At 72.5% G+C, this 24,316-nt stretch carries 24 protein-coding genes and 1 pseudogene; 13 read left to right on the top strand and 12 right to left on the bottom strand.

The window, feature by feature from the left end:
• Positions 1–26: 26 nt before the first annotated feature.
• From recO to ABZ719_RS07945, 3 genes are read right to left on the bottom strand one after another with little or no spacing between them, the layout of a single operon-like run.
• Positions 27–773 (bottom strand): DNA repair protein RecO, encoded by a 747-nt coding sequence (recO, locus tag ABZ719_RS07955; protein ID WP_366724339.1) that lies wholly within the window; start codon positions 771–773, stop codon positions 27–29.
• A gap of 42 nt (positions 774–815) precedes the next feature.
• On the bottom strand, positions 816–1,040 hold the full coding sequence (locus ABZ719_RS07950) for a hypothetical protein (RefSeq protein WP_037854305.1): 225 nt from the start codon (positions 1,038–1,040) through the stop codon (positions 816–818).
• Positions 1,037–1,297 carry a hypothetical protein gene (locus tag ABZ719_RS07945; protein WP_366724338.1) on the bottom strand — a complete coding sequence of 87 codons (261 nt, stop codon included), beginning with the start codon at positions 1,295–1,297 and terminating at the stop codon, positions 1,037–1,039. Before ABZ719_RS07945 ends, ABZ719_RS07950 begins: the two co-directional genes overlap by 4 nt.
• 100 nt (positions 1,298–1,397) lie before the next feature.
• Between ABZ719_RS07945 and ABZ719_RS07940 the strand changes: the two are divergent.
• The 3 genes and pseudogenes from ABZ719_RS07940 to ABZ719_RS07930 all read left to right on the top strand — a co-directional run bounded on the left by ABZ719_RS07940 (position 1,398) and on the right by ABZ719_RS07930 (position 4,252).
• Positions 1,398–2,231, top strand: a pseudogene (locus ABZ719_RS07940) (helix-turn-helix transcriptional regulator).
• Positions 2,213–2,506 carry a DUF397 domain-containing protein gene (locus tag ABZ719_RS07935; protein WP_366724337.1) on the top strand — a complete coding sequence of 98 codons (294 nt, stop codon included), beginning with the start codon at positions 2,213–2,215 and terminating at the stop codon, positions 2,504–2,506. The pseudogene ABZ719_RS07940 and the gene ABZ719_RS07935 overlap by 19 nt, the downstream one beginning before the upstream one ends.
• A 225-nt stretch (positions 2,507–2,731) precedes the next feature.
• A complete protein-coding gene (locus ABZ719_RS07930; protein ID WP_366724336.1) occupies positions 2,732–4,252 on the top strand; it encodes an alpha/beta hydrolase in 1,521 nt (506 codons plus the stop codon).
• Positions 4,253–4,287: 35 nt separating this feature from the next.
• On the opposite strand, the gene ABZ719_RS07925 is transcribed toward ABZ719_RS07930, so the two are convergent.
• From ABZ719_RS07925 to ABZ719_RS07900, 6 genes are all read right to left on the bottom strand, one after another.
• On the bottom strand, positions 4,288–5,559 hold the full coding sequence (locus ABZ719_RS07925) for a hypothetical protein (RefSeq protein WP_366724335.1): 1,272 nt from the start codon (positions 5,557–5,559) through the stop codon (positions 4,288–4,290).
• A 78-nt stretch (positions 5,560–5,637) separates the two neighbouring features.
• Positions 5,638–6,684 (bottom strand): SCO2521 family protein, encoded by a 1,047-nt coding sequence (locus ABZ719_RS07920; protein ID WP_366724334.1) that lies wholly within the window; start codon positions 6,682–6,684, stop codon positions 5,638–5,640.
• A gap of 1 nt (position 6,685) precedes the next feature.
• Positions 6,686–7,651: an SCO2522 family protein gene (locus tag ABZ719_RS07915; protein ID WP_366724333.1), complete on the bottom strand. Its 966-nt coding sequence runs from the start codon at positions 7,649–7,651 to the stop codon at positions 6,686–6,688.
• Complete coding sequence (locus ABZ719_RS07910; RefSeq protein ID WP_366724332.1) at positions 7,648–8,565, bottom strand: SCO2523 family variant P-loop protein; 918 nt, start codon at positions 8,563–8,565, stop codon at positions 7,648–7,650. The genes ABZ719_RS07915 and ABZ719_RS07910 overlap by 4 nt, the downstream gene beginning before the upstream one ends.
• A 3-nt stretch (positions 8,566–8,568) precedes the next feature.
• Complete coding sequence (locus ABZ719_RS07905; RefSeq protein WP_366724331.1) at positions 8,569–10,413, bottom strand: SCO2524 family protein; 1,845 nt, start codon at positions 10,411–10,413, stop codon at positions 8,569–8,571.
• A gap of 73 nt (positions 10,414–10,486) precedes the next feature.
• Entirely contained in the window at positions 10,487–11,236 is a 750-nt protein-coding gene (locus tag ABZ719_RS07900) for an SCO2525 family SAM-dependent methyltransferase (protein ID WP_366724330.1), read from the bottom strand.
• A gap of 321 nt (positions 11,237–11,557) precedes the next feature.
• Between ABZ719_RS07900 and ABZ719_RS07895 the strand changes: the two genes are divergently transcribed.
• Positions 11,558–12,100: a GNAT family N-acetyltransferase gene (locus ABZ719_RS07895; protein WP_366724329.1), complete on the top strand. Its 543-nt coding sequence runs from the start codon at positions 11,558–11,560 to the stop codon at positions 12,098–12,100.
• A 77-nt stretch (positions 12,101–12,177) separates the two neighbouring features.
• Here the strand turns inward: ABZ719_RS07895 and ABZ719_RS07890 are convergent, their stop codons facing one another.
• Positions 12,178–12,633 carry a protein phosphatase gene (locus ABZ719_RS07890; RefSeq protein ID WP_366724328.1) on the bottom strand — a complete coding sequence of 152 codons (456 nt, stop codon included), beginning with the start codon at positions 12,631–12,633 and terminating at the stop codon, positions 12,178–12,180.
• Between the two features lie 91 nt (positions 12,634–12,724).
• Here ABZ719_RS07890 and ABZ719_RS07885 point away from each other — a divergent pair, with 91 nt between their 5' ends.
• The gene (locus ABZ719_RS07885) at positions 12,725–13,663 is read left to right on the top strand and encodes a dihydrodipicolinate synthase family protein (RefSeq protein ID WP_366724327.1); all 939 of its coding nucleotides are present in this window, start codon (positions 12,725–12,727) and stop codon (positions 13,661–13,663) included.
• Positions 13,664–13,723: 60 nt separating this feature from the next.
• Here the strand turns inward: ABZ719_RS07885 and ABZ719_RS07880 are convergent, their stop codons facing one another.
• Both ABZ719_RS07880 and leuA read right to left on the bottom strand, forming a co-directional pair.
• A complete protein-coding gene (locus ABZ719_RS07880; protein WP_366724326.1) occupies positions 13,724–14,422 on the bottom strand; it encodes a TerB family tellurite resistance protein in 699 nt (232 codons plus the stop codon).
• Between the two features lie 183 nt (positions 14,423–14,605).
• On the bottom strand, positions 14,606–16,327 hold the full coding sequence (gene leuA / locus ABZ719_RS07875; protein ID WP_366724325.1) for a 2-isopropylmalate synthase: 1,722 nt from the start codon (positions 16,325–16,327) through the stop codon (positions 14,606–14,608).
• 368 nt (positions 16,328–16,695) lie between these two features.
• On the opposite strand from leuA, the gene ABZ719_RS07870 reads away from it, so the two are divergent.
• The 8 genes from ABZ719_RS07870 (at position 16,696) to ABZ719_RS07835 (ending at position 24,286) form a co-directional block, all read left to right on the top strand.
• Positions 16,696–17,766, top strand: a complete 1,071-nt coding sequence (locus ABZ719_RS07870; RefSeq protein WP_366724324.1) for a M4 family metallopeptidase — start codon at positions 16,696–16,698, stop codon at positions 17,764–17,766.
• A gap of 20 nt (positions 17,767–17,786) precedes the next feature.
• Positions 17,787–18,053 (top strand): protealysin inhibitor emfourin, encoded by a 267-nt coding sequence (locus ABZ719_RS07865; RefSeq protein ID WP_366724323.1) that lies wholly within the window; start codon positions 17,787–17,789, stop codon positions 18,051–18,053.
• A 140-nt stretch (positions 18,054–18,193) separates the two neighbouring features.
• Entirely contained in the window at positions 18,194–19,534 is a 1,341-nt protein-coding gene (locus ABZ719_RS07860) for a GH1 family beta-glucosidase (protein WP_366724322.1), read from the top strand.
• Positions 19,531–20,874, top strand: a complete 1,344-nt coding sequence (locus ABZ719_RS07855; protein ID WP_366724321.1) for an MFS transporter — start codon at positions 19,531–19,533, stop codon at positions 20,872–20,874. The genes ABZ719_RS07860 and ABZ719_RS07855 overlap by 4 nt, the downstream gene beginning before the upstream one ends.
• A gap of 152 nt (positions 20,875–21,026) precedes the next feature.
• Entirely contained in the window at positions 21,027–22,115 is a 1,089-nt protein-coding gene (locus ABZ719_RS07850) for a PhoH family protein (protein ID WP_366724320.1), read from the top strand.
• Positions 22,116–22,127: 12 nt separating this feature from the next.
• Complete coding sequence (gene ybeY, locus ABZ719_RS07845) at positions 22,128–22,625, top strand: rRNA maturation RNase YbeY (protein ID WP_366724319.1); 498 nt, start codon at positions 22,128–22,130, stop codon at positions 22,623–22,625.
• A gap of 6 nt (positions 22,626–22,631) precedes the next feature.
• Positions 22,632–23,930, top strand: coding sequence for a hemolysin family protein (locus tag ABZ719_RS07840; RefSeq protein ID WP_366724318.1), 1,299 nt, complete (start codon positions 22,632–22,634; stop codon positions 23,928–23,930).
• Entirely contained in the window at positions 23,927–24,286 is a 360-nt protein-coding gene (locus ABZ719_RS07835; protein WP_037854337.1) for an MmcQ/YjbR family DNA-binding protein, read from the top strand. The genes ABZ719_RS07840 and ABZ719_RS07835 overlap by 4 nt, the downstream gene beginning before the upstream one ends.
• The last annotated feature ends 30 nt before the right edge of the window (positions 24,287–24,316 follow it).

The following is a 24,316-nucleotide window of genomic DNA, read 5'->3' as shown; positions in this document are numbered from 1 at the left end:
CTCCCTCTGGTCCCTCTTGCTTGCTTCTACTTCTCGACGTACCTGAGCGAGCGCAGGCCGCGCTCCAGGTGCCAGTGCAGATAGGCGGACACCAGCCCGCTGCCCTCGCGCACGTACCGCGGCTCGCAGGCGTCGGCGGTCGTCCAGTCCCCCGTGAGCAGCGCGCCCAGCAGCGCGAGCGTCTGCGGCGAGGGTACGACACTGCCCGGCACCCGGCAGTCGACGCAGACCGAGCCGCCGGAGGCCACCGAGAAGAACCGGTTGGGCCCCGGCATCCCGCACTTCGCGCAGTCGCCGAAGCTGGGCGCGTAGCCGTTGACGGCCAGCGAGCGCAGCAGGAACGCGTCGAGGACGAGGTGCGGGGCGTGCTCGCCGCGGGCGAGGGTGCGCAGTCCGCCGACCAGCAGCAGGTACTGCTGGACGGCCGGTTCGCCCTCGTGGTCCGTGAACCGCTCGGCCGTCTCCAGCATGGCCGTCCCGGCGGTGTACCGGGCGTAGTCGGTCACGATCCCACCGCCGTACGGAGCGATGGTCTCGCTCTGCGTGCACAGCGGCAGCCCGCGCCCGACCAGCTCGCCGCCCCGTGCGAAGAACTGCACGTCCACGTGCGAGAAGGGCTCCAGCCGGGCCCCGAACTTGGACTTCGTCCGCCGCACCCCGCGGGCCACGGCACGCACCCGGCCGTGACCCCGCGTGAGCAGTGTGATGATCCGGTCCGCCTCACCCAGCTTCTGGGTGCGCAGCACGATGCCGTCGTCGCGGAACAGACTCATGCGCCCATTGTCGCGCACGGCGGGAGCGGCCCCGTCCCGCCTTCAGGGCACCTCCCCCCGGCTGCGGGCGTTCGCGTACGCCGTCGCCGCGCTGAGCCGCTCGGCCGGGGTGGCCGCCCGCACCAGCTCCGGCGGGCAGTCCCACTCCCGGCCGCCGCCGAGGGGGCGCAACTGGACGTACGGTCCCTCGTGGCCCATGACCACGCCGATCCGCCCGGTGCCGGTGTCGAGGGCGTAAGTCCCGACCGGCGGACACGGGCCGCTCACCGCAGGACCGCGGCGAGCCGTGCGGCCGTCTCCACGGAGCAGCGGCCCAGCTCCACCAGCGGGCAGGGCGCCTCGCGGGCGAGCCCGGCCGCGTCGAGCCCGAGCGAGGGCAGGGTGATTCCGGCTTTTCCGAGAGCGGTACGCAATTCAACGATTGTTTCCTCCGCTTCCTGAACACAGACCGCCGAGTGAGCCGAGTGTTGCCGTGGTGCCACTGTGTGCTTCCTCCCTTTCTCTTTCTCCGGGATTTCCGTCATGCCGGAGTTTTACGCTTCGTGTCTCCACAGTGACGTTCCGCGTCTACACTCGGAAGGGTTTCGGGCCCTACAAGAAGAGGGCTGCACAAGGGGGTTGGCGATGGCCAACGGTTCACGCCAGGCGGTCTGGGAGTTCTTCGGCACGGAGCTGAAGCGGCGCCGGGAGAACACGGGGATGACGCAGGTGGAGCTGGGTGCGAAGGTCTTCGTATCGGGCGGCTACATCGGCCAGTTCGAACAGGCGATCAGAAAACCACAGCTGGACGTGGCCCGGCGGATCGACGAGGTACTGCAAACCGACGGTTTTTTCGAACGCCTCTGGCGCAAACTCATCAAAGAGCAGCGATTCGCCGAGTACTTCGCGCACGCGGCGGAACTGGAACGGCTGGCGACCAGTATCAGCGAGTGGGCTCCGGCTGTTGTCCCGGGCCTTCTCCAGACGCCGGCGTACGCTCGCGCGATCTACCTGTCGAGCAATCCGCTCGCCACGGATGAGTAGATCGAGGAGATGGTCAGCCTCCGCATGGAGCGGGCCCGGATTCTCAAGGACGCTACACGCCCCGTGTATTGGGTTCTCCTGCACGAGACTGTGCTGCGCGTCCCTGTCGGCGGCGGCGCGGTGATGGCCGGGCAGCTGGATCACATCGTGAGCACCGTCCGCAGCCGCAAGGCTCTGGTGCAGGTCCTGCCGTTCGCGGCGGGCGCTCACCCTCAGATGGGCAAGATGATGACGCTCATGGACTTCGAGGATGCTCCGCCGACCATCTACTCCGAGGCGGTGCTTTCCGGCAGTCTGCTGGACGAACCGGCGGTAGTTAAGCGGGGCCTCGCGGATTACGATCTGCTCAGGGCGGCAGCCCTGTCACTAGGGGCGTCCCTGACCATGATCGAAGCGGCGGCGGAGGACTACAGACGATGCGCGGGTACGACCTGAGCAACGCCCGCTGGCACAAGAGCAGTTACAGCGGCGGAAGCGGGGGCGAATCGTGCGTTGAAGTCGCATACGACTTCCCCGGCGCCGCCCGCTGGCGCAAGAGCACGTACAGCAACGGCGAAGGCGGGGACTGCCTCGAAGTAGCCGACGGAGTCCCCGGCAGCGTCCCCGTCCGGGACAGCAAGGTCCCGGACGGTCCCGTGCTGGTCGTGCGGGCGGCGGCCTGGGCCCGGTTCGTCGGGGACGTGGCGCGCCCCGGCGCGGGCGGAGTCTGATCGGGCAGCGCGCTGCTGGAGACCGACGGCAGCGCGGGCACGGTCTCACGGGGCGGTGGCGGCGCCGCACCCTTGGCGCACGGCACCGGTGACCGGCCGGAAGCAGGTCACCGGCCGACTCCGTACAGAGGGCGCCCCCTAGGGATCACTGAGGGGGTAAACCCCCGGACGGCAAAGCCAGTTGGCCGGATGGGGCGGGACGCACCGGTCCGCGAGGCTCCTCTCATGACGACACAGCGCACGGACACCACCACCCGCACCCGCAGCCGCCGCAGAGCCGCCCTCGTCGGGGTCTGCGCGGTCCTCCTGGGGGCCACCGCGCCCGTGACGGCGTCGGCCGCCGCCGCTCCCCCGCACCGGCAGGACACCCTCGCCTGGACGACGTGCGCGGGCACCGGTCTCGACCCGCGCCAGCAGTGCGCGACCCTGGACGTCCCCATGGACTACGCCGACCCGCACGGCCCGAGCATCTCGATCGCCGTCTCCCGCATCCCGAGCGAGAAGCCGTCCGCACGGCGCGGGACGCTGCTGCTGATCCCGGGCGGACCCGGCGGATCCAGCCTCAACGACCCCTCGGGGAAGGGGCGGAAGCTCCCCGAGGAGGTGCGCGAGCAGTACGACCTGGTCGGCTTCGCGCCGCGCGGCCTGGCGCCCTCCACGGCCGTGGACTGCGGACTCGACCACGGCGACCTGGCCACCTCCCGGCTGCGCCCGTGGCCGGCCGCCGACGGCTCGATCGCGGGGAACCTGACCGACGCGCGGCGCATGGCGCAGGCCTGCGCGAAGAACGGCGGCGAGCTGATCCGGCACCTCGGCACGGTGAACGAGGCCCGCGACATCGACCGCCTCCGGGCGGCGCTCGGCGAGGACGAGCTGTCCGCGTGGGGCGTGTCGTACGGGACGTACGTGGGAGCCGTCTACAACCAGCTCTTCCCGCGGCGCGTCGACCGCATGGTGCTGGACAGCAACGACAACCCGGACCCGGCCCTGGTGAACCGGGCCTGGCTGGGCGCGCACGAGCAGGGCGTGGAGGACACCTTCCCCGACTTCGCGGCCTGGGCCTCCAGGCCCGGCAACCCGGACCGGCTGGCCGAGCGGGCCGCGGACGTACGGCCGCTGTTCCTGCGGCTCGCCGCCCGCCTGGACCGCACCCCGATCCCGTGGCCCGGCGCCAACCCCGAGGAGCTGAACGGGAACGTGCTGCGCCAGACCATGCTGGACACCTTCTACTCCCCGTCCAGGTACCCGGACCTGGCCAGGCTGATGCTGGCCGCGCAGCGGGGCACCGTACCGCCCGCGCCGCAGGGCCCCCCGGAGGCGGCGCTCCAGAACGTCGCGGCCGTGGGCGCCGGGACCCTGTGCAACGACGTCGCCTGGCCGCGGTCGGCGGCGGCGTACGAGAAGGACGTGGCGGACAGCCGCGCCGCGTACCCGCTCACGGCGGGCATGCCGCGCAACGCGATGCTGTGCGCCGCCTGGCCCTACCCGCCCCGCCAGGCGCCCGTACGGATCACCGACCGAGGTCCGTCCGACGTGCTGCTCGTCCAGAACGAACGCGACGTCGCCACCCCGCTCAGCGGCGCCCTGAAGCTCCGCTCGGCGCTGGGCCGGCGCGCGGTCATGGTCACCGTGAACTCCACGGGCCACGACGCCTACCTGGCCAACGGCAACGCCTGCGGCGACAGCACGGTCTCCCGCTTCCTGGCCACCGGCCGGCGCCCGGCGGCGGACGTGTACTGCCGCTGAGGGAAGGGGCCGCGGGGCTGCCGGGCCCGCCCCGCTCAGCCCTGCTCGGTCCCGTCGACCATCCAGGTGCCGTCCTCCTCGTCGTCGACGCGGACCTCCAGCTCCCGCACGCCCATGCCCGCCTCCCACAGTTCCGTGAAGCGCTTCATACGGTCCTGGACGTGGTCGTGGCGGGCGATGAGGCGGGTGCGGACGTTGACGTCCCGCAGGTCCTGGTCGATCTCGAAGGACGCCTCCCCGTCGTAGACGATGAAGTCGTTGGTGGTGCCGCGCTGGAGGTGCGGCGGCAGCTCGGGGAGCACCGACACGCGCACCTCGATGCCCAGCACCTCCTGTTCCTCGCACAGCCGCAGCAGCCGGTCGTCGAGTTCACGGGCGCTCGCCAGCAGGAACACCCTGCGGACGGTCACGCCCCGCTCGTGCACCGCCTCCTTCTGCGCCTGGAGGTAGCGGCTGGCGGGCTCGCTGTTCCAGAACTCGCGGTCCACCGACGTGCTGGTGGCGCAGATGGTCTCCTCGGCGGCGCGGGTGAGGGACAGCATCCAGTCGTGGTTCTCGCCGGGGCACTCGGCGCTCAGGTTGGTGAGGTCGGTCATGTGGCCGACGACCCGGCTCATCTCCAGGCGGACGAAGGTGTAGAGGATCGACGGGCCGGGGGCCAGCACCTCGGCGAAGCTCTTGGCCAGTTCGGGCACCCCGTCCGCCCGGATCCGGGCCGGCTGGAGGTAGGGCTCGCCGACGGACCGTTCCACTTCGGTGAACCGGCTCTCCACCAGCTGCCGCATGTCGTCGGTGTGGCGGGTGAGGCCGGTGTCCAGCCGGTCGTCATGCCGGCGCAGGCCGTCCCGCACGGCGGCGGCGGTCTCCGTCAGCAGGGTCTCCGTCCGCCTGGCGTGCGCGTCCAGGCGCCTGGCGTACTCCTCCGTCCGCCGGTCCGGTCCGAGGACCTGCTGGACGAGGACCACGGCGGCGGCGCACAGGGCGGCGGCCCCGGCCTGCCGGGACAGCGCGGTGTGCGGGGCCAGCAGCGCGGTGACGGACCAGGCGAGGGCGCCGGTGACGACACCGGCCGCGATCCGGCGTACCCACCGGGACGGGTGCGGGCGCCCCGCCCGCCCCGGTCCGGCGGTCAGGGCCGAGCGGATCCGGCCCGCGGTGCCGGACGCGGGCCGCTCGCCGCGCGGGCCTGCCGCGGCGGGGCCGCCCGGTTGGCCGGCCGCGGCGGCGGGGACCGCGGGCCCGGGTGCGGCGGCCGTACCGGGCGTGCCCGCCGTGCTCTCGGGCTGAGGTGACTGTGCCGTGCTCATCTCGCTTCTCCCCCCGTTGGGATACGCGTCGGATCGGGATGCGGGGATGTGCGGTGGAGGACCTGCCGGAGCGTCCGGTCAGGGAACCGGCTCCACCTCCCGGTGCAGCGAGGGGATCGCGTGCAGGCTGAGCTGGTCGCGGATGCGCTGCACCTGCGCCTGCCACTGGCGGGTGAAGCCGGGCCGGTCCTCCAGCACGTCCCAGAGCGGGGCCAGCTCCCGCGCCACCCGGGCCCGTGGCATCCACAGGTGCAGCAGGTGGTCGACGGCGGGCCGCAGCGCCCTGACGACGGTGGGACGGTCCCCGGCTCCCGGCCGGGCCCGGGCGGGCGGGGTCCGTGCTCCCAGGCTGATGCCGTCCAGCAGGCGCACCAGGGTGGTCAGCAGCCAGTCGTGCAGGGCCAGGTCGTCGCAGAGCCCGGCGATGTCGGCGGCGGCAGTGCCCTCGGGCACCCTCAGCCGTACGGTGCGCAGTTCGTCCTCCGCGAGGGTGAACCGCTCGATGGACGCACCGGCGTCCCCGTCGGCGGGCAGCGCCGCCCAGCGCAGCCGGGTGGGGCGGGAGCGCAGCGGCGGGCACTGGTCGAGCAGGGGGTGGCGCAGCAGCCGGGTGAGCAGCCCGCCGGCGACGAGGCCGACGTCGAGGTCGCCGGGGCGTCCGCCGCCGAGCACGCCCTCGGCGACCGCCTCGTGCGGCAGCTTCCCGAACGGCTCCAGCAGACCGGGCCGCACCAGGTACTGCCCCCAGGGGCGCCGCTGGTCGGGTCCGGCGGCGGTGAGGCGGAAGTAGGCGGAGGTCTGCAGGACGCGGCCCTCGGTGAGCGCGGCCCGCGCCGCGACCGTGCCGACGGCCCGTACCCGTGCGCCGTTGACGCTGGGCAGCGGGCAGTCGACGCCGGTGAGGGTCTCGGGGGAACGCGCGTAGAGATTGGGCCGCTCGGAGAGCAGGACGCGTTCGTCGGCCCGCAGGGCGAGGAGCTGGGCGGCGGACCGGATGTCGAGGGCCTGCCCGGCGGGCAGCAGGCAGGTGCGGGTCTCGCCGCAGGCCAGCACGGTGGGCGGCGCGGTCCTCGCCGGACCGGCGGCCGCCCGGTCGCGGCCCCTGGCCGCGGACGTGTCGGCCATGTCACGGCCCCGCGTAGAACACGTAGGAGACGCGGTCGGCCACCGAGTCCGGGACGGTCACCTTCTCGCGGGCGGAGCGCTCGGCGACCTGCTCCAGCGCCCCGCGGTCCACCTCGGTCTGGTCGAGGATCACCCGGACGGCGTGTTCGACGGGCAGGAACCGGCTGGGCAGCACCGAGCAGGTGCGGTAGGCGGCGAACGGGTCGGCGCGGGCGTTCAGGCGCAGCAGCGGGGGCAGGTCGTCCCAGTCGTCGGGTAAGACCGCGGGGGTGTCCGGGTGCGGGACGAAGAGGGGCTCCCCCTCGGTGCGCAGCAGGCCGAGGCGGCCGAGCTGCCACACCGCGGCGAGGAACGGGCAGGACCAGGTGCGCCGCCCGTCGGCGTCCTCGCTCCACAGCTCCACGTCGAGGAAGACGGAGTGGCGGCGGGCCGCCGTCTGTCTCGGCGGCTCCCAGGCGGCGGCGCTCTTCATCGCCTGCGGGGCGCGGGCGACGGGACTGCGCTCGCCGTTGGCCAGCCAGCCGGTCTGCGCGGCCGGCGGCCGGCCGCCGTAGCTGCCGGGCGGGGGTTCCTCCACGAGCCGGCCGGCCACCGCCTCGGCGACGGGCACCTTGCCGGTGACGGCGCAGCCGGACTCGCGGGCCAGGTAGTCCACGGCCAGTCCGGCCCGCTCGGCCTCGGCCAGCAGCAGGGGGACCAGTTCGGCGGGGCTGGAGAACCGCGTGAAGTAGTCGTCGATCAGGAAGCAGGTGCTGATGCGGGGGCGCCGGCCGCCGGTGCGGACCGCGGCGGCGGCGCGGGCCGCCTCGGCCCAGGGCCGCACCTGGGCGAAGTGCTCCCGCAGCCGCCGCGGGCCGGCCTCGAAGTCCTCCATGTAGAGGTGGCCCAGCTCCAGTGACAGGTGGGACAGCGGCACCGCCTGGGTGCGCGGCTGGGCCGCGGTCTCACGGAACACGGCCTCCGTCACAGCTGCCCCCAGTACGTGTCGTCCGTCAGGCGCCGGGCCAGCTCCTCCAGCGCCTCCAGGGTCTCCTTGTTCGCGATCTGGGTGGAGAGGACGTCCTCTTCGGTGATGAGCTGTTCGCGCCACTGGAGGATGGGTTCCAGGGGCACGATGCCGAGGACGACGCTGTCGCCGATGCGGTGCTCGGCGGCGAGCCGGCGCAGTGCCTCGTCGCAGGCCTGCATCCACGCGGCCTGGGCGGGCGAGCCGTGCGACCACAGCGGCGACTCCGGGTCGGGTACGGCCGCCCGTACGAAGCGGATCGCCGCCCGCAGGGTCTGCTCGTCGTGGCCGCGTTCCACACCGCCCTTGATGAGGCCGTGTTCCTTGTGGACCAGCCCGGACGCGGCGATCACGTGCTGCCGGGTCCAGCGGTGGAAGACGAGCCAGCGGTGGGGGACGTTGCGCATCCGCGGGTGGGCGGTGGCCGCGAGGACCATGTCGACGGCGTAGCTGCGGCCCGCGCTGAGGTCGACCACGATCAGGTCGAACTCGGTGTTCAGCCGCAGCAGCAGGTCGATGCACCGCTCCAGGGCCTCCTCGCCGGTGGCGAACTCGCCGCCGCCCGCGTCGCCGGGGAGGAGGACCAGCCGGCCCGACTGGTTGGGGCGGGCCCGCAGCAGGGGGTGTTCGGTCTGCCGCCAGACGTCGATCCTGGCCGGCTCGGTGATCTCGCCCTCCAGGTAGGAGTGCAGGCCGCGTTCCTCGGTGCCGCGCACCGCGGAGGGCACGTCGAAGACGGCGGCGGCCGTCGGCGAGCCGAAGTCGAAGTCCACGTAGGCCACGTGGTCGCCGGTGAGGGCGCGCTGGTAGGCCAGGTTGGCGCTGGTGACCGAGCGGCCCGTGCCTCCTTTGTCGGAGGCGGCGAAGACGAGCACGGCTCACACCTCCTGCGCGGCGGCGCCCCTGGCCTGGGCCAGGGTGTCGAGTTCCTGGAGGACGGGCAGCGCCAGCGCGAAGGCGGTGGCCGGCCGGTCGTCGAGCAGGCTGCGGGCGTGCTCCAGGCGGCTCTCGATGCTCCGCATCGTGCGGCCCCGGCCGCCGTCGGAACCGGCGGACGCCTCCAGTTGCTCCTTGCCGAACAGGTGGGTGGCCTCGCTGAGCAGTTCCCTGGCCAGCTGGGCCAGTTCAGGACTGCGGATGGGCTCCTGCTCGTACAGGTTGCGGGCGGCCACCAGGCACTCGGTGAGGCGTTCGGTGATGCTCCAGGACAGGCGGGGGGCCGCGCCGCGGGCGTCGGGGTAGACGTTGCGGACGTCGTCCCACAGATCGGCGCCGGTGCCCTCCTCGATCCGCCGGTTCCACAGGTGTTCGAAGGTCTGCTCGGCCAGCCGCAGCAGACGGTCCTGCGCGTCGATGTTCCGGGAGAGTTCGGCGAGCTGGACGATGCGTTTGAGGAGCTGCGCGGAGAAGTCGGTCATCCGCCACAGCAGGAGGCTGCCGGAGCGTTCCGAGCCGGCCAGCGGCATGGTGACGCCGGGGTTGTGCAGGGCGATGGTGGGGTCGTTGCGGGTCATCCGGCTGGTGACCCGGCCGCGGTCGGCCAGGCGCTCCATGATGGCGACCGTGCGGGTCAGGTCGTCGTCGGTGGCCTTCCGGCGGACCAGGTCGTGGACGAGGATGGCGGCGACGGTCAGCGAGAAGTACTCGGACTCCAGGCGCAGGCCGGTGGTCTGCCAGGGCAGGTCCTCCAGGGGCCAGCGCTCGTCGCCGAACCGGGCGACCGCGGACCAGTACTGCTGGCTCAGCTCCCAGCGCAGGCGCAGTGCCTCGGAGAGTTTCTGCTGGTCGGCGTCGAGCAGGCCGAGAGTGAGGGTGCGCTCGGAGAACAGGTCCTGGATGCCGTCGAGGGCGACCACGGTGAAGTAGACGTAGGGCAGCCGGTCGGCGATGCCGTCGGGCTGGCCGGGGACCTGGACGTCCAGGTCGGTGACGCGCGGCGCGTCCCGCACCACGCCCCACGCCCAGCCGCATTCGAAGAGCTGGCTCTCGTCGCGGATGCTCTCGTCGACCTGGATGCCCCGGGTGAGGCTTTCGATGATCGTGGCGCGCAGCGGGCGCAGGCGGCGGGAGAACTGCTGGAGGACGGCCCGGTCGGACTGCCGGTTCTGCCCGATGACCTGGATCAGGCGCTTGCCCTGTTCGGACTCGGCGTCGAAGACGTTGACCGTGAAGGAGCGCAGGAGGCTGATCATCGCGGAGGTCAGCCGGGCGTTCGTGGCCTCGCGCAGCTCCTCGATGGCCCGGCGGACCTCGGGGCGGGTCGTGGTGGCCTCGTAGACCTTGAGGAAGCCGAGGGTGGCCAGGCACAGCGTGACGGACATCGAGTAGGAGTCCACCACGCCCAGCTGGGCCTGGGCGTGGGTGATCTCGCCTTCCGGGTCGGACGGTTTGAAGTAGTGGCCGCCGGAGAAGGTGGGGCTGTCGTCGGGGCCGGTGTGGGTGCGCATGAACTGGGTGAGCGCGGTGATCAGGTTGAGCGGGATCTCCAGCCGGCTGCCGACCCCCTCCAGGGCGCGCAGGACGTCCCGCTCGGTGGTGTCGGGCTGGTCGAGCCGGAAGGCGGGCACCTCGGTGGCGGGGTACAGCAGGCACAGCAGGCGCTCGGCGTCCGCGACGCTGCTCAGCCCGTCGGTGTCCCCCGTGACGAGCTTGCCGTCCTCGAACGAATGACGGGCCGTGGCCCGCCAGATGTCCAGCAGATGCTGCCGTGGCTTGATCTGCATCCCCGCACCCCTCGTACAGATCCCGTTGCCGTGCGCCTGTGCCCGTTTGTGTGCTCAGACATGGTCCCCGTTCCTATGGAGCGGCAATCTCCCCTTCGCGCCGTCCCAGGGCGAGGATCATCCCCTCGTGTCCCGGCCGCACCACGTGGTGCAGATCGTGGATCTCCAGCTCGGCGGCGAACGGCTCCAGGCTCTCCCGGGCCCGCGCCGCGTTGACCCGGTAGGCCGGGTAACGGTGGTCCCCGACCTGGTAGCCGACCGACTCCTTCATGAACGCCACGGCGAACGGGGCCCGGTCGCCGAGCGCGTTCATGAAGCACCGTACGCCCCGCTGGAACTCCTCGGGGCACTCGGACATCGAGTCGGCGACGAAGAACATCGTCCCGATGTCCCAGCGCCGCCGTCCGTCGAGGTCGAACAGGTTGGCGCGTTCCACCCGGACGATCTCGCTGACCCGGCCGCGCGGTTCGACGTCCCGGTAGGCCGGCGCCTCACGGAGCACGTCCCAGAAGGCGTCCCATTCGCTGCCGAAGCCCTCCGGGGCGATCTGCCGCTTCAGGTACTCGATGTTCGGCGGGGCGTACTCGAGCAGGAGGACCTTCTCGCACCAGGGCAGCATGGACAGGGCGGGGTACAGGTTCGCACCGGCGCCGACGTCCACGCCCCGCACCGATCCGGGGACGGACCCCGCGAAGCAGCGGCCGAAGTAGTCACGCAGCAGCCGCACGATCTGCAGATCGGCTTCGAGCGGGGTGCGGTAGTTGTTGTCGACGTACACCTCTGGATCGAAGTTCGACCACGGGGCGTCAGCGTTGCGATCCATAGTCACCCTGCCGCGTTCCATTCGTTTGCGAGCCGATCCATGTGCGCGAGCCCCGTGGACACCGGCAGATGAGCGGCGGACGTCATTCCCCGCACGGTAGGCCGGAAACACGTCAGTCCCCCTGTGCGGGCCGCACCCGGTGCACCCCGGCGCACGTCAGCACAGCCGGGCGCACGCCCTAACTCGCCCTTGCAGAAAGGAACTTGGAGACCCCACTGTGTCAGAACGAGCAGCCGGCCGCCACACCGGGGCCTCAGCCCTTCGAGTGAGCGGACCGGCTCCCGTCGGGTTGACGTCCGCAGGTCCTGACTGGGGGGTGGCATGACCGCCGAACCGCTGGAACGTTTCCTTGACCGCCACGAGCAGCTCACCGCACCCGTGCCCCACCCGGGCCCCCTCATCCTGCGCACCGCGCACGAGGAGGACCTGCCCGAACTGCAGCGGCTGGACGAGGAGGTCTTCCAGGAGGTCGCCTACCCCGGTTTCCTGCTGCGGCAGCTCTTCGACATGTACGCGGAACACCTCCTCGTCCTCGACGACGGCACCGGCCGGCTGCGCGGCTACGTACTGGCCGCCACCACGGCACTCGACCGCGACAGCTGGATCCTCGGCCTGTGCGTCACCCCCGACCGGCGCCGCCACGGACTGGGACGGGAACTGATGGAAGCGGTCCTGGACCGGCTGCGCCGCACCGGCATCCAGCGGGTCCGGCTCACCGTCGAGCCCTCCAACCGGGCCGCGATCCTCCTCTACCGCTCCCTGGGCTTCCGTCCCGAGGAGCCCGACGCGGGCCTGCGCCCCGACTACTTCGGGCCCGGCATGGACCGCCAGGTGCTGTGCCTGCGACTCGCCCCGGGCACCTGAGCGCCAGGACCTTCCGGCGACGCCGCGCGCGTGCGTGCCGGGCGTCGCGAGCCGGGCGCCCCTTTGGTCCGCGGCTCTCAGTCCGGCCGCGGCGCGAACCCCCGCACGTACCGCGCCTGCCAGGGCGTCTCCACCGCGCGCCGGTCGTAGTGCTCCCGTACGTAGGCGACCGCCTCCCCGGGCGGTACGCCGTCCAGGACGGCCAGGCAGGCCAGGGCCGTGCCGGTGCGGCCGCGGCCGCCGGCGCAGGCGAACTCCACGCGGTCGGTGGCCGTGCGCCGCCAGGCCCGCGCGAACGCGTCGCGGGCCGCCTCGCGGTCCGCGGGCAGGCGGAAGTCGGGCCAGCGCAGCCAGTGCGACTCCCAGGGGAACTCCGGCGGGGGCCGGCCCAGCAGGTAGACGCCGTACGTCGGGGCGGGCGCGGCCGGGTCCAGGGGGCGGCTGAGGCCCCTGCCCCGCACCAGCCGGCCGGAGGGGAGCCGCAGGACGCCCGGGGCGTTCTCGTCCCAGGCGGGCTCGGACCGCTCGCTCATGGGCGTGGCGCCCCCCTCCTGCGTGTCCTGGTGCGGCGCGGCGACTATACAAGGCAGGTGTCGTCGCCCACCGCCGTTCCCGGGAGTCCGTATGACCTTCCCCGCGCCGCTGACCGGTGTCGTCCCGCCCGTGTGCACCCCGCTGACCGCGCAGCGGGAGGTGGACGTGGACTCGCTGCTGCGGCTGGTCGACCATCTGGTGGCGGGCGGGGTGCACGGGCTGTTCGTGCTCGGCTCGACCTCCGAGGCGGCGTTCCTCACGGACCGGCAGCGCCGGCAGGTGGTGGAGACCGTCGTCGCGCACGTGGGCGGGGCGCTGCCGGTGCTGGCCGGGGCGATCGACATGAGCACCGCCCGGGTGCTCGACCACGTCGCCGCCGTCGCCGCGGCGGGCGCGCAGGCCGTCGTGGTCACCGCGCCCTTCTACGCCCGCGCCGCCCACCCGGCGGAGATCGCCCGCCACTACCGCACCGTCGCCGCCGCGAGCCCGGTCCCGGTGCTCGCCTACGACATCCCCGTCTCCGTGCCCGCCCGGCTGCCCGCCGGGCTGGTCCTGGAGCTGGCGGCCGAGGGGGTGCTGGCCGGGCTGAAGGACTCCAGCGGGGAGCTGGGCGGTTTCCGGGAGGTGGTGACCGGGGTGCGGGAGGGATCCGGCACGGCCGGGTTCAGCGTGCTGACCGGGTCCGAGCAACTGGTCGACGCGGCCCTCGCGCTGGGCGCCGACGGCGCGGTGCCGGGGCTCGCCAACGTCGACCCGCACGGCTTCGTCCGCCTCTACCGGCTGGCGCGCGCCGGTGACTGGGAGGGCGCGCGGACCGAGCAGGAGCGGCTGTGCGCGCTGTTCGGGCTGACCCGCGCCGGGGATCCGGCCCGGATGGGTCCGGGTTCCTCCGCGCTCGGCGCGTTCAAGGCGGCCCTGCACCTGCGCGGTGTCATCGACTGCCCGGTCACCGCCGAGCCGCAGATCCCGCTGACGGCGCCGGAGGTGGCGCAGGTGCGCGAGCACCTCGCCGCGGCGGGGCTGCTGTAGCGGACCGCGGGCAGGGCCGGTGCGGCGCCCGGCCGCCCGGGGCCGGGCGCCCTCACCGGCTCACGAGGGTGTCCTGGCCGCCGCCAGCAGGCGGGTCACGTCGTCCGTGGGGATGGTCAGGGCCGCGCCGACGGTGGTGAGCACGTCGCGTTCGGCGGGGATGTAGGGACCGTCGGCCAGGGCGACGCGGGCGGCCTGGAGCAGGATCGCCTCGCGGCCGGCCGGGGCGAGGTGCGGGGCCAGCGGGTCGAGGGCCTCGTGCAGCTCTATGGTCAGGCCGGGGGCGCACGGCTGGTCCTCGTACACCCGGCCGGTGTCCGCGGCCAGCGCCTCGACGAGGGCGGCGAGCTGCTCCTCGGTGCAGTCGGCGAACCCGGCGGCGCGGACGCCGGACGCGGCCGTCTCCAGGGCGGTGCGGGAGGAGGTGCCGCCCGCGGAGAGGACCGCGAGGGCGACGGTGTGCACGGCGTCGCGCAGCATCGCGGAGAAGCGGGAGGTGGTCGGGTGGTCCAGGGCCTCGGTGCCGAAGCGGCCGGCGCAGGCGGCGCACTCCACGACCGGTGCGGCCGTGCCGCGCGGCAGCAGCGGCACCCCGAGGACGGTGAAGCGGCGCCGGCCGCTCAGCCGCTGGTAGTTGCGGTCGCCGCCGCAGCCGGGGCAGAAGAACTCGCCGTCGCTCACGGGTGCCCAGGCGGTCCGGGTGCCCAGAATGCGGGCAAGCCTGGCGGCACGGCCGTTTCGTCCCCGTACTGGCAGCACGTCGCACCTCCGTAACCACGCGGCAACATCGCCGCGTGGGCGTGATGTTAGCCACATCGGTGAGGCTGAGTCAGTACCCCGGACGAGACCTTTCCGTGACCTGGCCGGTAAACGACGGCCACGACGACGGGCCCCGGCCGCCTGTTCAGGCGGCCGGGGCCCGGAAAGCGCCGGTCAGGGTGATCAGCGGGCCGCGCGGTTGACGGCCGAGACGACCGCCTTCAGCGACGCACGTGTCGTGTTCGCATCGATCCCGATCCCCCACAGGACCTTGTCCTCGATCGCGCATTCGATGTAGGAGGCGGCCTGCGCGGAGGCGCCCTCGCTCATCGTGTGCTCCTGGTAGTCCAGCAGGCGTACGTCGACGCCGATGGCCTGCAGGGCGTCGAAGAACGCGGAGATCGGGCCGTTGCCGGAGCCGGTCAGGACCGTGTCCTCGCCGTCGACGGTGGCCTCGACGGTGAGGGTGTCCACGCCGTCGGTGTCGGTGGTCGACTGGCCCGTCCTGACCTGGATGCGGCCCCAGGGGTTGTCCGGGTTGGGCAGGTACTCGTCCTGGAAGGTCGCCCAGATCTCGCCCGGCGTGACCTCGCCGCCCTCGGCGTCCGTCTTCGCCTGGATGATCTTCGAGAACTCGATCTGCATCCGTCGCGGCAGGTCCAGCTTGTGGTCGTTCTTGAGGACGTAGGCGATGCCGCCCTTGCCGGACTGCGAGTTGACGCGGATGACGGCCTCGTAGGAGCGGCCGACGTCCTTCGGGTCGATCGGCAGGTACGGCACCGCCCACTCGATGTCGTCGACCGTGACGCCCTTGGCCTTCGCGTCGGCCTCCATGGCGTCGAAGCCCTTCTTGATGGCGTCCTGGTGGGAGCCGGAGAAGGAGGTGTAGACCAGGTCGCCCACGTACGGGTGGCGCGGGTGGACCTCCATCTGGTTGCAGTACTCCCACGTGCGACGGATCTCGTCGATGTCGGAGAAGTCGATCTGCGGGTCGACGCCCTGCGAGAACAGGTTCATGCCCAGGGTGACCAGGTCGACGTTGCCGGTGCGCTCGCCCTGCCCGAACAGGCAGCCCTCGACGCGGTCGGCGCCGGCCATGACCGCCAGCTCGGCCGCCGCCACCGCCGTGCCGCGGTCGTTGTGCGGGTGGACGGACAGGCAGACGTACTCGCGGCGGGACAGGTTGCGGTGCATCCACTCGAAGCGGTCCGCGTGCGTGGACGGCGCCGAACGCTCCACCGTGGCGGGCAGGTTGAGGATGATCTCGCGGCCCGGACCCGGCTGGTAGACGTCCATGACCGCCTCGCAGACCTCCAGCGCGAAGTCCAGCTCGGTGTCGGTGAAGATCTCGGGGCTGTACTGGTAGCCGAACTCGGTCTCCGGGCCCAGCAGTTTCTCGGCGTACTCCATCACCAGACGGGTGCCGTCGACGGCGATCTGCTTGATGTCGTCCCTGGAGCCGCGGAAGACGACCCGGCGGAAGACCGGCGCGGTGGCGTTGTACAGGTGGACGGTGGCCCGCCTGGCGCCCTTCAGCGACTCCACGGTCCGCTCGATCAGGTCCTCGCGGGCCTGGGTCAGTACGGAGATCGTGACGTCGTCGGGGATCGCGCCCTCCTCCTCGATGATGGAGCGCACGAAGTCGTAGTCGGTCTGGCCGGAGGCCGGGAAGCCGACCTCGATCTCCTTGTAGCCCATCTTGACCAGCAGGTCGAACATGGCGCGCTTGCGGGCGGGCGACATCGGGTCGATCAGCGCCTGGTTGCCGTCACGCAGGTCGGTGGAGAGCCACCGGGGGGCGGCGGTGATCCGCTTCTCGGGCCAGGTGCGGTCGGGGATGTCGACCTGCTCGTACTGGCCGTACTTGTGGACCGGCATGGAACTGGACTGCTGGCGGTTGACCATGGTGGCGGGGGCTCCTCGGGGTTTCCGCGATGGCGCGGGTGCCGGAAAGACGGCCGACGGCGCAACGCCAGACTCCGCGGGGAGGGGGTCGGCCTACGACTACAGGCCCTCGCCGCGGCAGCTAAGGAGAAGCAGCCCGAAACGCATGGTGCTGTGCAGCCTAGCCGAGCCGCGCCGGACGCGCGGGCCCGGTCCAGTATGCGAAACGCGGAGCCCGAAATGGGGCGAAAAGGGCAAAGAGTGCGCCACGTCACTCCACGCAGCCACCCTTACCCTTCGCGACCACGACACGAACTCCTTGCCCCGATATTTCACCAATCAAGGTTGCAGGTAGTGACTTTGACGTCACGCAGTGCGATGGTCGACGTATGACGACCCACGGGGGCTCCGAGCCCGTCTTCTGCACCATCGTGCCGCCCCACGTCCTGGACCGCCTCGCGCGGAACGAGGACCCCGCCCTGTCCGGTCCGGCCCGCCGCAGCCTGCAGCGCGACGCCATGGAGCGCACCCGCAGGCGGCTGACCACCGTCGTCGGCGCGCCCGCCGTCGCCCCGCCCGCCGGCAAGCAGGCCGAGCAGCCGCACCGCACGATCTACGACGCCCGCCACGGCACCGACCTGCCCGGCACCAAGGTCCGCAGCGAGGGCCAGCAGCCCGGCAAGGACGCCACGGTCAACCGCGCCTACTCCGGCCTCGGCGCCACCTTCGAGCTGTACCTGAAGGCGTACGGCCGCGACTCCATCGACGGCAGCGGCCTCCCGCTGGACGCGACCGTGCACTACGACGAGAAGTACAACAACGCCTTCTGGAACGGCGAGCAGATGGTGTTCGGCGACGGGGACGGCGAGGTCTTCCTCGACTTCACCCTCCCGGTCGACGTCATCGGCCACGAGCTGACCCACGGCGTCACCCAGCACACCGCCAACCTCGCCTACTTCGGCCAGTCCGGCGCGCTCAACGAGTCGGTCTCCGACGTCTTCGGCTCGCTGATCAAGCAGTACACGCTCGGCCAGAGCGCGGGCGAGGCCGACTGGCTGATCGGCGCCGGGCTGCTCGCCCCGCGCGTCACCGGCACCGCGCTGCGCTCCATGAAGGCCCCCGGCACCGCCTACGACGACGACGTGCTCGGCAAGGACCCGCAGCCCGCCACCATGGACGACTACGTGCACACCGGCAGCGACAACGGCGGCGTGCACATCAACTCCGGCATCCCCAACCACGCCTTCTACCTGGTCGCCACCGCGATCGGCGGCCACGCCTGGGAGAAGGCCGGGCAGATCTGGTACGACGTGCTGACCGGCGGCAAGCTCAAGGAGGACGCGGACTTCGCGGACTTCGCCACCCTCACCGTCCAGGCCGCCCGGGAGCGGTACGGCGCGGGCGACGCGCTCCAGGCCGTGCAGAAGGCCTGGGAACAGGTGAAGGTGCGGACACGCTGATTCCGTACTAGACACGTCCCATGCGTATTCAGGTACGGCGCACGGGCGGGTTCGCGGGCATCGAGCGGCGGGCCGAGGTGGACACCTCGGGGCGGCCCGATGCCCCCGAGTGGCACGCCCTGGCCGAGAAGGCACTCGCCTCCGGGCGGGACACGCCGCCCGCCGGGGTTCCCGACGGCTTCCAGTACGAGATCACCGTCGACGGCCGGACGGTCCACACCGCCGACCCCCGGCTGAGCGAGGACGAGCGCGCACTGATCTCCAGGGTGCTCAAGGAGGGCGCCTAGCCGAGGGCGCCGAAGAGGACCAAGAGGACGTGCCGGAGGGGGCGTGACCGAGGGAGCGCGGCAGGGGCGCACCTGATCCTCAAACCCCTTTCCCTGCACGGCCGTTGACTTCTGTTACCGCCGGTACGGATGATCCGCGCATGGCGACTGACACAGGCACCACAGGCACTTCAGCCGGGGCGGTCCCCCGGTTCCCGGACGGCTTCCTGTGGGGCGTGTCCACCTCGGCGCACCAGATCGAGGGCGCGGCGGACGTGCGCGAGGCGTCCGTGTGGGACACGTTCACCGCCGAGCCCGGCCGGATCAAGGACGGCTCCACGGCGGCGGTGGCCTGCGACCACGTCCACCGCCACGCCGAGGACGTCGCCCTGCTGACCGGGCTCGGCGTGGACGCCTACCGCTTCTCCGTCTCCTGGCCCCGGGTGAACTCCCCCGGCGGCCTCGACTTCTACGACCGGCTCGTCGACGACCTGTGCGCGGCCGGGGTGCGTCCGGTGCCCACCCTCTTCCACTGGGACCTGCCGGCCCGCCTCGACTGGCTCCGGCGGGAGACGGCGGCGGAGTTCGCGGACTACGTGGCGGTGGTGGCGGAGCGGCTGGGCGACCGCGTCACGAAGTGGATCACCCTCAACGAGCCCGCCGAGCACACCCTGCTGGGCCACGCGCTGGGCGTGCACGCCCCCGGCAAGCGGCTCCTGTTCGACGCGCTGCCCGTCGCCCACCACCAGCTCCTCGCCCACGGCCTCGCCGTCCAGGCGCTGCGCGCGGCCGGGGCCACGGACATCGGCATCGCCAACTCCCACAGCCCCACCTGGCCCGCCTCCCGGGAGGCGGCGGACGTGGAGGCGGCCGACCTCTACGACACGCTGCTCAACCGCCTGTTCGCCGAACCCCTGCTGCTGGGCCGCTATCCGGAGGGCGTCGGCGAGCTGATGCCGGGCTCCCCCGAGGACGTCGAGGCCGACCTCGAAGTGATCGCCCAGCCGCTGGACTGGTACGGCATCAACTACTACGCCCCGGCCCGGGTGGGCGCCCCGCAGGGCGGCGACGCGGAGTTCGGCGGGATCACGCTCCCCGCCGAACTGCCCTTCTCGGTAAGGCAGATCGAGGGCCGTCCCCTCACCGACTTCGGCTGGCCCGTCGTCCCCGAGGGCCTGACGGAACTGCTGACCGGCTTCCGCTCCCGCTACGGCGACCGCCTCCCGCCGGTCGTCATCACCGAGAACGGCTGCTCCTACGACGGCCTGGACGACCAGGAGCGCATCGCCTACCTCGACGGCCACCTGCGCGCCCTGCACCGCGCGATCACGGCGGGCGTGGACGTCCGGGGCTACTTCGTCTGGTCCCTGCTGGACAACTGGGAGTGGGCCGAGGGCTACGCCCGCCGCTTCGGCCTGGTCCACGTCGACCACGAGACCCGGCGGCGCACCCCCAAGGCGTCGTACGCCTGGTTCCGGGACGTGCTCCGGGCCCAGAGATGACCCGGCCCGAGCGCCCCGCGAAGGCACCGGGTCCGGCCGCACCCGGCGGGCCGGGGACAGGCGCCGGGCCGGGAGCGGGTGGCGGCGGTGGCGCGGGCGGTGGGCCGGATCCGCTCGGGGAGCCGGTCGAGCCGGTCGGGCGGGGGTGGACCAGCGCGCTCTCGCTGGCCAACGGGGCGATCTGGGTGGGCTGGTACGGGCCGTTGCAGATCCTGCTCGCCTCCCAGGCCAAGGACTTCGCCCCCGGCACCGGCCTGTCCAAGGAGACCCTGCTGGCCTGGGTGACCGGCGCGGGCGCGGTGGTGTCGCTGGTGGCGAACCCGCTCTTCGGCGCCCTGTCGGACCGTACGACGGCCCGCACGGGCCGCCGCACCCCCTGGATCGTGGCCGGGGCCGCGGGCGGCGCGCTGTCGCTGCTGCTGCTCGCGGGCGCGGGCTCGGTCGCGGTCATGGCGGCCGGCTGGTGCCTGGTGCAGCTGACGCTGAACGCGGCCTTCGCGGCGGTGACGGCGGCGGTGCCGGACCGGGTGCCGCGCGCGCAGCGCGGCTCGGTGGGGGGCTCGCTGGGCGCGGCGCAGATCCTCGGCGTGGTCGGCGGGACGGGCCTGGCGACGGTGGCGGGCGGCACCGGCGCCGGGTACGCGGCCTGCGCGGTGTTCACGCTGGCGGGCGTCCTGCCGTACGTCCTCCTCCACAGGGACCTGCGGCTGGCACCGGCTGACCGGCCGCCCTGGTCCTGGCGCGGCTTCCTGGGCGGTTTCCTGCTCAGCCCGCGCCGCCACCCCGACCTCGCCTGGGCCTGGCTGACCCGCTTCCTGATCAACCTCAGCAACTCCCTCGTCCTGCTCTACCTCCTCTACTACCTGCGCGACCGGGTCCGGTACGCCGATCCCGAGCGGGGCGTGCTCGTCCTGACGGCGGTGAACGGGCTGACCCTGCTGGCCACCGTGGTGGCAGGCGGGGTGTGGTCGGACCGGGTGGGCCGCCGCAAGCCCTTCGTGCTCTGGTCCGGCGTCCTGATGGCGGTGGCCACGGCCGCCCTGTCCGCCTGGCAGACCTGGCCGGGCGCGATCGTCGCGGCGGCCGTCCTCGGCGTGGGCTTCGGCGTCTTCACCTCGGTCGACTTCGCGCTGATGACCGACGTCCTGCCCACGGCCCTGGACCGCGGCAAGGACCTCGGCGTGATCAACGTCGCCAACGCCCTGCCCCAGGTCGCGGCCCCGGCGCTGGCGGCGCCGATCGTGACGTACCTCGGCGGCTACCGCGTGCTCCACCTGACCGCGGCGGTGATCGGGCTGGCGGGGGCGGTGCTGGTGAGCCGGATCCGGGGCGTGGACTGAGCAGGCGCCGCCCGCCGGGGGCCGCCCGGGGCGGGGCGGCACCGAAAAGCCCTACGGCGTTGTCACCGCGCCGTCGTACCCTGGGAAGCGCGAGGCCGCCCTCAGCTGTGCGGCCGTGACGAGGAGGAATCGCAGGCGTCGAGCGCCGGCCCATGACTCAGACACCCGCAGCCAACACCCCCGCGCAGGGGCAGGCGAGAGCACAGTTCACCGTCCCCGCCCAGCACCCCATGGTGACCGTGCTGGGTTCCGGCGACTCCCTCCTGCGCGTGATCGAGAAGGCCTTCCCGGGGGCCGACATCCATGTCCGGGGCAACGAGATCAGCGCGGTCGGCGCCCCGTCGGACGTCGCCCTGATACAGCGCGTGTTCGACGAGATGATGCTGGTGCTCCGCACCGGGCAGCCGATGACGGAGGACGCAGTGGAACGCTCGATCGCCATGCTCAAGGCGAGCGAGAACGGGGAGAGCGACGGCCAGGAGACCCCTGCCGAGGTGCTGACGCAGAACATCCTGTCCTCGCGCGGCCGCACCATCCGCCCCAAGACGCTCAACCAGAAGCGGTACGTCGACGCGATCGACAAGCACACGGTCGTCTTCGGCATCGGCCCCGCCGGTACCGGCAAGACGTACCTGGCCATGGCCAAGGCGGTGCAGGCCCTGCAGTCCAAGCAGGTCAACCGCATCATCCTGACCCGCCCCGCGGTCGAGGCCGGCGAGCGCCTCGGCTTCCTGCCGGGCACGCTGTACGAGAAGATCGACCCCTACCTGCGCCCGCTGTACGACGCGCTGCACGACATGCTCGACCCGGACTCGATCCCCCGGCTGATGGCCGCGGGGACGATCGAGGTCGCGCCGCTGGCGTACATGCGTGGCCGTACGCTCAATGACGCGTTCATCATCCTGGACGAGGCGCAGAACACCAGCCCCGAGCAGATGAAGATGTTCCTCACCCGGCTCGGCTTCGACTCGAAGATCGTCATCACGGGTGACGTCACCCAGGTGGACCTGCCCAGCGGCACGAAATCCGGTCTGCGGCAGGTGCAGGAGATCCTGGAGGGCGTCGAGGACGTCCACTTCTCCCGGCTCTCCTCGCAGGACGTCGTACGGCACAAGCTGGTGGGCCGTATCGTCGACGCGTACGAGAAGTACGACAGCCAGCACGGCACCGAGAACGGCGGCGTGCCCAAGGGCGGCCGAGCCAGGGCCGCCGGTCACGGGCACGGGCACAAGGGGAAGTAGACCAGCACGACCATGTCGATCGACGTCAACAACGAGTCCGGAACCGAGGTCGACGAGCAGGCGATCCTCGACATCGCCCGCTACGCGCTCGCGCGGATGCGCATCCACCCGCTCTCCGAGCTCTCGGTGATCGTCGTGGACGCCGACGCCATGGAGCAGCTGCACATCCAGTGGATGGACCTGCCGGGGCCGACGGATGTCATGTCCTTCCCGATGGACGAACTGCGTCCGCCGGGCAAGGACGACGACGAGCCCCCGCAGGGTCTGCTCGGCGACATCGTGCTGTGCCCGGAGGTCGCCGCCAAGCAGGGCGCCGAGGCCGAGACGCGGCACTCCATGGACGAGGAGCTGCAGCTGCTCACCGTCCACGGCGTGCTGCACCTGCTCGGCTACGACCACGAGGAGCCGGACGAGAAGGCCGAGATGTTCGGTCTCCAGGCGGCGATCGTGGACGGCTGGCGCGGTGAGCGGGGCCTTGAGGGCCCCTCCCCGGCGCCGACGGTCTCGTAACCGCCGATGAGTCCACAGATCGTCGTCGGGGCGGTCGCCCTGGTCGTCGTCGCCTGGCTCGCCGCCTGCGCGGAGGCGGGCCTCGCGCGTGTCTCCAGCTTCCGTGCCGAGGAGGCCGTGAAGTCCGGCCGCCGGGGCGGCGCCAAGCTGGCCCAGGTCGCCGCCGACCCGACCCGCTACCTGAACGTGGCCCTGCTGGTGCGTGTCGCCTGCGAGATGGCGGCGGCCTCGCTGGTCACCTACGCCTGTCTGGAGGCGTTCTCCGGCACCGGCGAGGCGCTGGTGGTCGCGATCGCGGTCATGGTCCTGGTGTCCTACGTCGCCGTCGGGGTGTCCCCGCGCACCATCGGCCGCCAGCATCCGCTGAACACGGCGACCGTGGCGGCGTACGTGCTGGTGCCGCTCGCGCGGATCATGGGCCCGGTCCCGTCGCTGCTGATCCTCATCGGCAACGCGCTCACCCCGGGCAAGGGGTTCCGGCGCGGCCCGTTCGCCTCGGAGGCCGAGCTGCGGGCGCTGGTGGACCTGGCCGAGCAGGAGTCGCTGATCGAGGACGAGGAGCGCCGGATGGTGCACTCGGTCTTCGAACTCGGCGACACCCTGGTGCGGGAGGTCATGGTGCCGCGCACCGACCTCGTCGTCATCGAGCGGTACAAGACCATCCGCCAGGCCCTCACGCTCGCGCTGCGCTCCGGTTTCTCGCGGATCCCGGTCACGGGCGAGAGCGAGGACGACGTCGTCGGCATCGTGTACCTGAAGGACCTGGTGCGCCGCACGCACATCAGCCGGGACGCGGAGAACGACCTGGTGTCCACGGCGATGCGCCCGGCCGTCTTCGTGCCGGACACGAAGAACGCCGGTGACCTGCTGCGCGAGATGCAGAAGGAGCGCAACCACGTCGCCGTCGTCATCGACGAGTACGGCGGCACGGCCGGGATCGTCACCATCGAGGACATCCTGGAGGAGATCGTCGGCGAGATCACCGACGAGTACGACCGTGAGCTGCCGCCGGTGGAGGACCTGGGCGCGGGCCGCCACCGGGTCACCGCCCGCCTCGACATCACCGACCTGGGCGAGCTGTACGGCCTGGAGGAGTACGACGACGAGGACGTGGAGACGGTCGGCGGGCTGCTCGCCAAGGCGCTCGGCCGGGTCCCGATCGCCGGGGCGTCGGCGGTCGTGGACCTGCCCGACGGGCGGGCGCTGCGGCTGACCGCGGAGTCCGCCGCGGGCCGCCGGAACAAGATCGTGACGGTGCTGGCGGAGCCGGTGGAGCCGCCCGCGGACGCGGAGAAGCCCGAGTGACGCCCCAGGAGCTGCGCGCCCTGTGCCTGTCGTTCAACGCGGCCGTGGAGGACTTCCCCTTCAACCCGGAGACCTCCGTCTTCAAGGTGCGGGGCAAGCTGTTCGCGCTGACGGCGCTGGACGCGCGGCCCCTGACCGTCAACCTCAAGTGCGACCCGGAGGACGCGGTGCGGCTGCGCGGCGAGCACCCGGGGCTGATCGTGCCCGGCTGGCACATGAACAAGCGGCACTGGAACACGGTCACGGCCGACGGCGAGCTCCCGGACCGGCTGGTCCGGGAGCTGGTCGAGGACTCCTACGACCTGGTGGTGGCCGGGCTGCCGCGGGCCGAGCGGCTCCGCCTCGACCGCCCCTGAGACCTCCGGGGCGGCCGGGAGCCGCGCGGC

This window comes from Streptomyces sp. NPDC006743 (genome assembly GCF_040703815.1).
In the GTDB taxonomy this organism is placed as follows: Bacteria; Actinomycetota; Actinomycetes; order Streptomycetales; family Streptomycetaceae; genus Streptomyces.
Note: the sequence above shows the minus strand (reverse complement) of the source record. Positions and strands in the feature narration are given on the sequence as shown.

Excerpts from the sequence above, each read along its gene's own strand:
- recO (WP_366724339.1), bottom strand. The coding sequence starts at position 773 with ATGAGTCTGTTCCGCGACGACGGCATCGTGCTGCGCACCCAGAAGCTG.
- ABZ719_RS07945 (WP_366724338.1), bottom strand. The coding sequence starts at position 1,297 with ATGACGGAAATCCCGGAGAAAGAGAAAGGGAGGAAGCACACAGTGGCA.
- ABZ719_RS07935 (WP_366724337.1), top strand. The coding sequence starts at position 2,213 with ATGCGCGGGTACGACCTGAGCAACGCCCGCTGGCACAAGAGCAGTTAC.
- ABZ719_RS07930 (WP_366724336.1), top strand. The coding sequence starts at position 2,732 with ATGACGACACAGCGCACGGACACCACCACCCGCACCCGCAGCCGCCGC.
- ABZ719_RS07925 (WP_366724335.1), bottom strand. The coding sequence starts at position 5,559 with ATGAGCACGGCACAGTCACCTCAGCCCGAGAGCACGGCGGGCACGCCC.
- ABZ719_RS07920 (WP_366724334.1), bottom strand. The coding sequence starts at position 6,684 with ATGGCCGACACGTCCGCGGCCAGGGGCCGCGACCGGGCGGCCGCCGGT.
- ABZ719_RS07905 (WP_366724331.1), bottom strand. The coding sequence starts at position 10,413 with ATGCAGATCAAGCCACGGCAGCATCTGCTGGACATCTGGCGGGCCACG.
- ABZ719_RS07900 (WP_366724330.1), bottom strand. The coding sequence starts at position 11,236 with ATGGATCGCAACGCTGACGCCCCGTGGTCGAACTTCGATCCAGAGGTG.
- ABZ719_RS07895 (WP_366724329.1), top strand. The coding sequence starts at position 11,558 with ATGACCGCCGAACCGCTGGAACGTTTCCTTGACCGCCACGAGCAGCTC.
- ABZ719_RS07890 (WP_366724328.1), bottom strand. The coding sequence starts at position 12,633 with ATGAGCGAGCGGTCCGAGCCCGCCTGGGACGAGAACGCCCCGGGCGTC.
- ABZ719_RS07885 (WP_366724327.1), top strand. The coding sequence starts at position 12,725 with ATGACCTTCCCCGCGCCGCTGACCGGTGTCGTCCCGCCCGTGTGCACC.
- leuA (WP_366724325.1), bottom strand. The coding sequence starts at position 16,327 with ATGGTCAACCGCCAGCAGTCCAGTTCCATGCCGGTCCACAAGTACGGC.
- ABZ719_RS07870 (WP_366724324.1), top strand. The coding sequence starts at position 16,696 with ATGACGACCCACGGGGGCTCCGAGCCCGTCTTCTGCACCATCGTGCCG.
- ABZ719_RS07865 (WP_366724323.1), top strand. The coding sequence starts at position 17,787 with ATGCGTATTCAGGTACGGCGCACGGGCGGGTTCGCGGGCATCGAGCGG.
- ABZ719_RS07860 (WP_366724322.1), top strand. The coding sequence starts at position 18,194 with ATGGCGACTGACACAGGCACCACAGGCACTTCAGCCGGGGCGGTCCCC.
- ABZ719_RS07855 (WP_366724321.1), top strand. The coding sequence starts at position 19,531 with ATGACCCGGCCCGAGCGCCCCGCGAAGGCACCGGGTCCGGCCGCACCC.
- ABZ719_RS07850 (WP_366724320.1), top strand. The coding sequence starts at position 21,027 with ATGACTCAGACACCCGCAGCCAACACCCCCGCGCAGGGGCAGGCGAGA.
- ybeY (WP_366724319.1), top strand. The coding sequence starts at position 22,128 with ATGTCGATCGACGTCAACAACGAGTCCGGAACCGAGGTCGACGAGCAG.
- ABZ719_RS07840 (WP_366724318.1), top strand. The coding sequence starts at position 22,632 with ATGAGTCCACAGATCGTCGTCGGGGCGGTCGCCCTGGTCGTCGTCGCC.